This is a genomic window from Mesorhizobium sp. M1A.F.Ca.IN.020.06.1.1 (assembly GCF_004023265.1).
GTDB lineage: Bacteria > Pseudomonadota > Alphaproteobacteria > Rhizobiales > Rhizobiaceae > Mesorhizobium.
On sequence record NZ_RZSR01000200.1, the window covers coordinates 1 to 7,628 of the forward strand.

Genomic DNA, 7,628 nt, shown 5'->3' on the forward strand with positions numbered 1-7,628 from the left:
GTCTTTCGCCATCGCGCGGAGCCGCTCTTATCGGATTGACCGGAAAACGCACAGGGAGCCGTTGGCCGGCTGGCGAACGCGGATGCTTCGAAAACGCTTGCGCGAACCCAATGAAGCGCTCGACCAATTGTCCACCATTTCTGAACCGAAACTCACCATGGGAGAAATCATCAAGACGCCCACAGCCGGGGCCAAGAATCGCGACCAATGATTCCAGGGTTAAGCAGCGCTCTTCCGGTCTCATATAGGCAGCGCCAATGGGACGTGAGAGCTGACGGAACCGCATGGTTGACATGACCGAGCTGCGGCAGATGCTGAAGCGATTGTCCCAGATGAGAGGGAAGGACAGGTATGCATTTCGCGCGCGCGACCATAGTGTCGGTCAGGGCAGTGGTCGGCAGATTGATCACGCATTCGCGGCTGTTCTTGATCAGGTGCTTTGATTGCCGTCCGAGATCATCAGGCCGACCAGCGAGGGCGAGAAATCCAGGACCGTGTGCCAGCCGAGCGTTATGATGTTGGTTTTCGCCTGCCACCTCGACGACACGAGAGCGATCGGGCCGTGCTCGAGATAGCGGCGCTTGCCGACAGTCTTGCTCATGAGACGATCCCCACGCCTGAAACCTTCCCCTTCCCATCATCTCGCGCAGGCCAAGCTCACCGACGAGGTTGAGCGCACCCTGCTTCGAGACTTTTAGCCGGTCCTGGATCAGGCTGGTCGAGACGATCGGACACGCCAGCGCGAACTCGACAGGTCCGAAAGTTTCGAGCTGGCGCGTCGCTCACGCAGCCGCCACTCCATCTGGTTCTTCGCCAGTACAAGTCGATCATGCTCCTTCAATCCGGCCCGAGCTTCTTGGACGACGTCGACCAAGGCCAACAATCGGTCACTACGGGGGCCGTGCTTGCCGGCGTTCCCGCGGAATGTCTTTGGCGGCGAGATGCAATGAGATGAGATGGCCCGTAGCAAGGCGCTCCTGTCGCGGCAGCGCAGCGACGAGCAGTGGAGCCAGGCGGCGTGCTGCAGGACTCCGATCTCGGACCAGGCCTCGATCAGGATCACTGGGCCGCATCGGGTTCTCCGAATTCAGTCGGTTGAGTTCGGCTAACGTCTCGTTAGACAGCTCAAGTCTGGCAAGCGGAGAGCCTCACGTGGGCCACTGAGGACGTGCCCAGGGCCTGAGTCGAGCGCAATTATGCGTCCGTCCACTCGACAAAGCGGGGGCCGCCGTCCCCGGACACTATGCACCCGGCACTAGAGCCGCCGACGTGGCTGCCAAACAGCAGCGTCCCGGTGTCGGCATGGTCGCGTATCAGTGTCTGCCGGGTCCGAAGGGCAAGCTCACGGTCCATATCCCCGCCATTGTAGAGCCTCGGTTCTGAGATCTGCAGCGGAGAATGGAGCGCGTCAGCCACGATGACTGCTCGCTCTGACATGCTTTCGACAGCGATCCCGAACTGGTACGGCGTGTGACCGGGCAGTGGCAGCAGGGCGATCTCCGGGTCGAAGCGACGGATGTCTTCGAGCGCTTCCAGAAAGTCCGCCTGTCCTGCATCGACAACCGGCTGAACGCTGTCGCGAAAAGACTGGCGCGTCGCCTCCGAGCCGATGCCCGTCCACTGGGCGGAACCCCAAAATTCGTACTCGTTACGCGAGAACAGGTAACGAGCTCTGGGGAACGTCGGGCGCCATGCGCCATCCACCCAGTTCGTATTCCAGCCGACATGATCGAAATGGAGGTGAGTGAGGATCACCAGATCGATATCGTCGACTTGTGGGCCGGCGAGCGCAAGCTTCTGCAGAAAACCCGTGGTCAGGCCTTCGAATTGTGGCTGGCCTGGCCTGCTGCGCCCATCGCCGCACCCGCTATCCACGAGAATCGTGTTCTTACCGGTGCGTATCAAGAAGGACTGGATATTGATTTCGAACGTCTCGATTTCCGGATAGAAGTCCGAAATGTTGGCGAGCAGCCATTTCGCCGGAACAGTGACGTTCTCCATCTCGACGATCTGGTCAATGCGTATCGTTCCGATCTGAAATGCCGTCATGCGAACCTCTCGCGACCACGGGATGCGCTGGGCCGGCGAAGAGAACTCAGCGCCCCCAGCAACTTTTGCCGCCATCGACCGGGAGAATCACGCCGGTCACATAGTTGGCTTCGTCGGAAGCCAGGAAGAGCGACGCATTAGCTATATCCCAGGCGTCGCCCATGCGGCCCATCGGGCTCGCGGCGTTACGGGCCTTGAGCATCTCGTCCACCGACGAGAACTCACTTGCGATCTGTGTGTAGATCAGCGGCGTGTGCATGACGCCGGGCAACACGGCATTCACCCTGATTCCATGCGGCGCGTAGTGCACCGCGAGCGCCTTGGTCAGATGATTCACTGCCGACTTGGAACCGTAGTAGGAAAAATATGGGTACTTGTTGACCTGCAGCGATGCCAGTGACGAGATGTTGACGATGGTTCCGGCCTTCTGGGCGACCATCAGAGGCAGTACATGCTTGCAGGCAAGGAAGACAGTCTTCACGTTCAGATTGAATACGTGATCCCAGGCCTCGACGGTCGTTTCCTCGATGGAACCCATAACGGTGATGCCGACATTGTTCTGCAGCACGTCGATGCGGCCATGCCGCCGCATCACCTCGGACACGATCGACTTGACGTCATCTTCCCTGGTCGCATCGCCGCATAGCGCATCCGCCTCGAAGCCCTCCTCACGGATCAGCGCAACCGTCTCGTCGACGCTTTCCCGATGCAGGTCGACGGCAACCACCCTCGCGCCATTGCGGGCATAGGTCATTGCTGTCGCCTTGCCGTTTCCCCAACCGGGACCCGAGGATCCCGCTCCCATTACGAGAGCTACCTTGCCTTCCAGACGACGCATGACAGACAATCCCAAAATTCACCACGCGCCCGAAAAATATGGCGGCGCACTGCATCCACGCTCGCTTTGACGCGGCTGCTCCCATTTCGCCGCCGCAACTGACGAATGCAATGGAGTTTAGACACCGGGAATGTGAATTGAGCTCACAACCCCGATCGCATGCCCCGTGGTCGTGGATGCCAAGCCTTGGTCGGGAAGGTCGTCGTATATCTCGAACACTTGAGACTTGAGCCAATTGCGCAGCGCTTTCACACCGGACTTGCGACGCGCATCTTCCTTCGTCCAGAGTTCGAGATTCCGGTTGCCGGGCACGAACCCGAAAGGAGCCACCAGTACCCCTCTGCGAATATCGTCTTCCACAAGAATCCTGGGCGCGATCGCTACTCCCAGACCGCATAATGACGCCTGGATCATCACGTAGAAATGTTCATACACATCCTTCGGGAGCGTGCTTATTCCCGCATAGCCGACGGCATTGCACCATTCCGGCCACGCAGCCGGCCGCGTCATAGTTGCCAGTATGTTCGTTCTCTCCAGATCGGAAGGATGGTTTATCCGGTGCTGCCGCGCGAATTCCGGGGCGCAGACGGGACCGAAGTATTCCCTCCCGAGCCGCTCCGTACGAACGTTCGACGGCGATTTGACCACATCGTTCCTGATCGCAATGTCGACGTTCTCCCTTGGAAAATCGATCGGACCGTGACTTGCGGACAGTTGCAACGTCACGTCCGGGTGTGCTGCCTTGAACGATGGCAGCCGCGGGATCAACCAGCGCATGGTGAGGCTGGCCGAACACGACAGGACGACCGGCCCCGGCTTCAGGGAAGATACGGCATCCCCCATCATCGCGAAAGCCTGGGAAAGCTTGCGTGCAAGCTGTTCCCCTTCCTCCGTCGTTTCCAGCGAGCGCGGCAGGCGGTTGAGCAGTTTGATGCCGAGATCCGACTCCAGGACCTGCACCTGTCGGCTGACGGCACCATGCGTCACACAAAGCTCATCGGCGGCCTTCGTCATGCTCTGCAGACGGGCAGCTGCCTCGAAACTTCTAAGCGCGGTCAGTGATGGCAATCGCATGTCTTCCTCCCGCCCTCACGTTTAGCCGCTGTGAGATTATCGCACAACACTTTCCGTTGGCGCGGCCGGAAAAGCGAATCCGGGGTTGAAGTGCTTTCGCCTCACAGATGTCCGCAAATAAGTCGCTTGGCTTCCGGCGACGGATATAACATTCGTCGCATGCCGATTACTGGCGGCGCATATGTTTGGCATCGACGGAAATGGTAAAGGCTGACACATCAGCCGTGGCTCCGTGCATCGGGTTCTACGGCGACGATTTCACCGGAGGCACTGCCAATCTTGCCAACTATCAGGCGGCGGGATTGAGGGCGGTGATGTTCCTTAATGTGCCCTCCGGCGACGATCTGGAGCGGTATGCCGCGGACGTCGACGTCGTAGGTGTGGCGGGCGTCGGCCGCTCGTTGCGTCCAGACGCCATGACCGCTGAAATCGAGCCGGTGCTGAGCCTTTTTCGCTCTCTCGGCGTGCGCGTGGCTCAGTACAAGATCTGCTCCACCTTCGATTCCTCGCCGACCACGGGAAACCTGGCCACCGTCATATCCTGTGCAAAAAAGACCCTGGGTATCTCGACCTCGATCCCGATCGTTGCGGCCTGTCCTGCGTTTGGGCGCTACACCCTGTTTGCCAACCACTTCGCGCGCCACAAGGGTAAAGTCTATCGACTGGATCGCCACCCTGTAATGTCGGTTCACCCTGCGACGCCAATGCAGGAAGCGGATCTGCGGTTGCATCTCAAGGCGCAAGGGCCATTACAGGTCGGCTCGTTGCCCATCGACTGCATACGGGACGGCGAAGCGGCAATCCAAAGCGCATACGCACTCTGCGCGTCCGCCAAGGACGATGCAGTCGTTTTCGACGGTCTGGAACAGGGCGATGTCGATAGCGCCGCCCGTTTTGTCTGGCACCTATCGCAACGAGAGATCGTGTTCGCGATAGCGGCGCAGGATTTCGCACATTCTCTTGGTTTGATCGTCGCGGAGAAGCCTCGTGAGACGGTTCACGCGGAAAGGACTTTGTTGGATGTCGACAGAATGCTCGTTCTGTCTGGAAGCGGGTCTGCTCTCAACGGCGCGCAAATACACGACGCGCTTTCGCGCGGATGGGAAGGGGTCCTTCTCGACCCTGCGGCTTTGCTCGAAAGCGGCGGTGTCGAGGCCGCGATCGAACGCGTCCAGACAGCCGTGGGTCGTGGGCTCGAAACCGGCCGCAGCGTGGTGGTCTACACTGCCCTCGGGCCGGATGACCCGGTCCTGCTCAAAGCCGCCGTCGCTGCAGATGCGTCCGGCCAGTCCAGGGATATCTTCGCGGCTCGCATCGGCGCGGTGTTCGGAGCGGTCGGCGCCCGCGCGGTGGAACAGCACGGGCTCAGGCGGATCGTGTTTGCGGGCGGCGACACGTCCAGCCTGGCAATGAGACTTATGCAGGCGACGGCGTTACGCGTCGTGGCCTCTCGCAAATCTGGCGGCAACATATCGAAGCTGTCTTCGCGAAACCCCGTCTTCGACGGACTCGAGGTGTTGCTGAAAGGCGGTCAGGTCGGCGCCCCCGACATTCTGACCAAGGCGCTTGTCGGCGCGGAATGGACATGGCTGGGGGAGGAGAGGTCGGCATGAGTGATCGCTTTAGCGCGACCTATCTTATAGAGACCGGTGCGGACGTCGCCTCGGTTGCCGATGAACTGGCGGGAGAACAGTCGACGTCGACAAGCCGGCGTGTCCCCCTCGAGACCGAGGAACTCTTCCAGCAATACAGGGCGCATGTCGAATCGATCGAGATTCTGGGCGAACGGAACGAGCCGTCGCTCGGCTCGATCGAAAAACCCTATCCTGTTTACCGGCAGGCGCGGATCGTTGTGTCGTGGCCGACCCACAACATCGGGAATTCGCTTCCTATGCTGTGGACCACGATCCTGGGCAACCAAACGGGAATGCGCCGGCTGAGTGGCATCCGACTTGAGCGGATCGATCTGCCGTCGTCATTCGTGTCGGAGACGCTGCGTCCAGCTTTCGGCATCGAAGGCACGCGCAGGCTGACCGGCACGGCCGGCCGGCCGCTGATCGGCAGCGTCATCAAGCCGAACATCGGCCTGGTTCCCGAGCAGACGGCGGAAGTGGTGCGGGGCCTTGCCGAGTCCGGTGTGGACTTCGTCAAGGACGACGAACTCATGAGCAACCCTCCCTATTGCCCTATCGAACAAAGGGTGACGCGGGTGATGGATGTGATCAACCGGCACGCGGACAAGACCGGCAAAAAGGTCATGTACGCCTTCAACATATCCGGCGACGCGGACGAATTGCGCCGCCGGCATGACGCGGTCGCAGAAGCCGGCGGGACGTGTGTGATGGTCAATCTGAACTCTGTCGGCCTGGCGGGCGTGATCGCGTTGCGAAAGCATTCGGTGCTGCCCATACACGGCCATCGCGCCGGCTGGGCAACCATGACCCGTGCAGCCATGCAGGGGCTGGATTTTTCTCCGTTCCAGATGGTGCACAGGCTGGCTGGCGTCGATCATATCCACGTCAGCGGACTGGGCCGGAAATTCTGGGAGAGCGAAGAGAGCATCGTCGGATCGGCAAAGGCATGTCTGTCCCCGATGACCGAAGAACTCGAAAAAGACGACCGCGCGATGCCGGTCGTCTCGGGAGGCTCGACGATCCATCAGGCAAAACCGACTTATGACAAGATCGGCAGCAAGGATCTCATCTATGTCTGCGGTAGCGGGATCATGTCGCACCCGATGGGCCCGGCCGCAGGGGTGCGCAGCATAGTCGACGCATGGGAAGGTGTGATCAGCAATATCGACCTGAGGAGCTATGCGTCCTCGCGACCGGCACTCTCGGCAGCCCTCGAGCACTGGCCGGAACCCAACGTTTCCGAATCCGCCTGATCCGAAATCAAAATCAAGGCGCGTCGGAAAAGATGCATTCCGCATGAGGAAGTCACAATGCAGAACCTAAACGGAATGACCGCTGTCGTGACAGGGGCGGCGATGGGGATCGGCTTGCATATCGCACGGTCGCTCGCGGAGGCCGGCGCAACAGTAGCCGTCACCGACATAAGGGGGCAGGAAAAGGCTGCTGCCGAGCTGGCCGAGGCAGGTCATGTCGTATCCTCGCACAAGCTCGATGTCGCCAGCGAGGCGGACTGGGCAGTTTGGCAGAGGAACTGTCGGGCGGGGTGGACATCCTGGTCAACAATGCGGGCCTTTTTTCACCCCTTTCACGCGTTCCGTTCGAACAGCTCAGCAATGACGAGTGGAAGCGCGTGATGGACGTCAACGTGTTCTCCATCTTCATAGGGTGCAAGGCGATTGTCCCGCTGATGCGCAAAAGGGGAGGAGGCGGCATCGTCAACATCTCCTCGGCTTCCGTCTACAAGGGACCGCCAAATCTGATGCACTATGTGACCAGCAAGGCGGCCGTTACGATGATGACGCAGGTGATGGCGCGCGAGCTCGGAGGCGACAACATCCGCGCGAATTCCGTCGCGCCGGGCTTCACGCTCAGCGACGGCGTGCTCGGGCGTAAGGATCCTATTGAATGGCAGAAGCAGATGAACAACAATGCGCGTTCCATAAAACGCGACCAGATGCCGGAAGACATCGTCGGAGCCGTCCGGTTTCTCTGCTCGCCGGAGTCGGCGTTCATCACGGGCCAGGCCCTCGTCG

General features: G+C 60.3%; 8 protein-coding genes and 1 pseudogene. 4 read left to right on the top strand and 5 right to left on the bottom strand.

Annotation, left to right across the window (positions count from 1 at the left end):
* Positions 1 to 211 (top strand): hypothetical protein (locus EOA60_RS38220; RefSeq protein WP_206628125.1); only part of this gene is annotated, 211 nt, incomplete at its 5' end.
* 219 nt (positions 212 to 430) lie between these two features.
* Here the strand turns inward: EOA60_RS38220 and EOA60_RS11600 are convergent.
* The 5 genes and pseudogenes from EOA60_RS11600 to EOA60_RS11620 all read right to left on the bottom strand — a co-directional run bounded on the left by EOA60_RS11600 (position 431) and on the right by EOA60_RS11620 (position 3,961).
* Positions 431 to 601, bottom strand: coding sequence for a hypothetical protein (locus EOA60_RS11600; protein WP_245491815.1), 171 nt, complete (start codon positions 599 to 601; stop codon positions 431 to 433).
* A 67-nt stretch (positions 602 to 668) separates the two neighbouring features.
* Positions 669 to 740: pseudogene (locus EOA60_RS39860) on the bottom strand (hypothetical protein); the annotation flags it as partial.
* Between the two features lie 454 nt (positions 741 to 1,194).
* Positions 1,195 to 2,049, bottom strand: coding sequence for an MBL fold metallo-hydrolase (locus EOA60_RS11610; protein WP_164748534.1), 855 nt, complete (start codon positions 2,047 to 2,049; stop codon positions 1,195 to 1,197).
* A gap of 46 nt (positions 2,050 to 2,095) precedes the next feature.
* A complete protein-coding gene (locus tag EOA60_RS11615) occupies positions 2,096 to 2,887 on the bottom strand; it encodes a glucose 1-dehydrogenase (protein WP_127335988.1) in 792 nt (263 codons plus the stop codon).
* Between the two features lie 117 nt (positions 2,888 to 3,004).
* Positions 3,005 to 3,961: a LysR substrate-binding domain-containing protein gene (locus tag EOA60_RS11620; RefSeq protein ID WP_127335987.1), complete on the bottom strand. Its 957-nt coding sequence runs from the start codon at positions 3,959 to 3,961 to the stop codon at positions 3,005 to 3,007.
* A gap of 185 nt (positions 3,962 to 4,146) precedes the next feature.
* Between EOA60_RS11620 and EOA60_RS11625 the strand changes: the two genes are divergently transcribed.
* From EOA60_RS11625 to EOA60_RS11635, 3 genes are all read left to right on the top strand, one after another.
* On the top strand, positions 4,147 to 5,574 hold the full coding sequence (locus tag EOA60_RS11625) for a four-carbon acid sugar kinase family protein (protein ID WP_128311380.1): 1,428 nt from the start codon (positions 4,147 to 4,149) through the stop codon (positions 5,572 to 5,574).
* On the top strand, positions 5,547 to 6,848 hold the full coding sequence (locus tag EOA60_RS11630) for a ribulose-bisphosphate carboxylase large subunit family protein (RefSeq protein WP_245479298.1): 1,302 nt from the start codon (positions 5,547 to 5,549) through the stop codon (positions 6,846 to 6,848). The genes EOA60_RS11625 and EOA60_RS11630 overlap by 28 nt, the downstream gene beginning before the upstream one ends.
* A gap of 266 nt (positions 6,849 to 7,114) precedes the next feature.
* A partial coding sequence (locus tag EOA60_RS11635) for an SDR family oxidoreductase (RefSeq protein WP_281060737.1) occupies positions 7,115 to 7,628 on the top strand: 514 nt, incomplete at its 3' end.

Excerpts from the sequence above, each read along its gene's own strand:
- EOA60_RS11600 (WP_245491815.1), bottom strand. The coding sequence starts at position 601 with ATGAGCAAGACTGTCGGCAAGCGCCGCTATCTCGAGCACGGCCCGATC.
- EOA60_RS11610 (WP_164748534.1), bottom strand. The coding sequence starts at position 2,049 with ATGACGGCATTTCAGATCGGAACGATACGCATTGACCAGATCGTCGAG.
- EOA60_RS11615 (WP_127335988.1), bottom strand. The coding sequence starts at position 2,887 with ATGCGTCGTCTGGAAGGCAAGGTAGCTCTCGTAATGGGAGCGGGATCC.
- EOA60_RS11620 (WP_127335987.1), bottom strand. The coding sequence starts at position 3,961 with ATGCGATTGCCATCACTGACCGCGCTTAGAAGTTTCGAGGCAGCTGCC.
- EOA60_RS11630 (WP_245479298.1), top strand. The coding sequence starts at position 5,547 with ATGGCTGGGGGAGGAGAGGTCGGCATGAGTGATCGCTTTAGCGCGACC.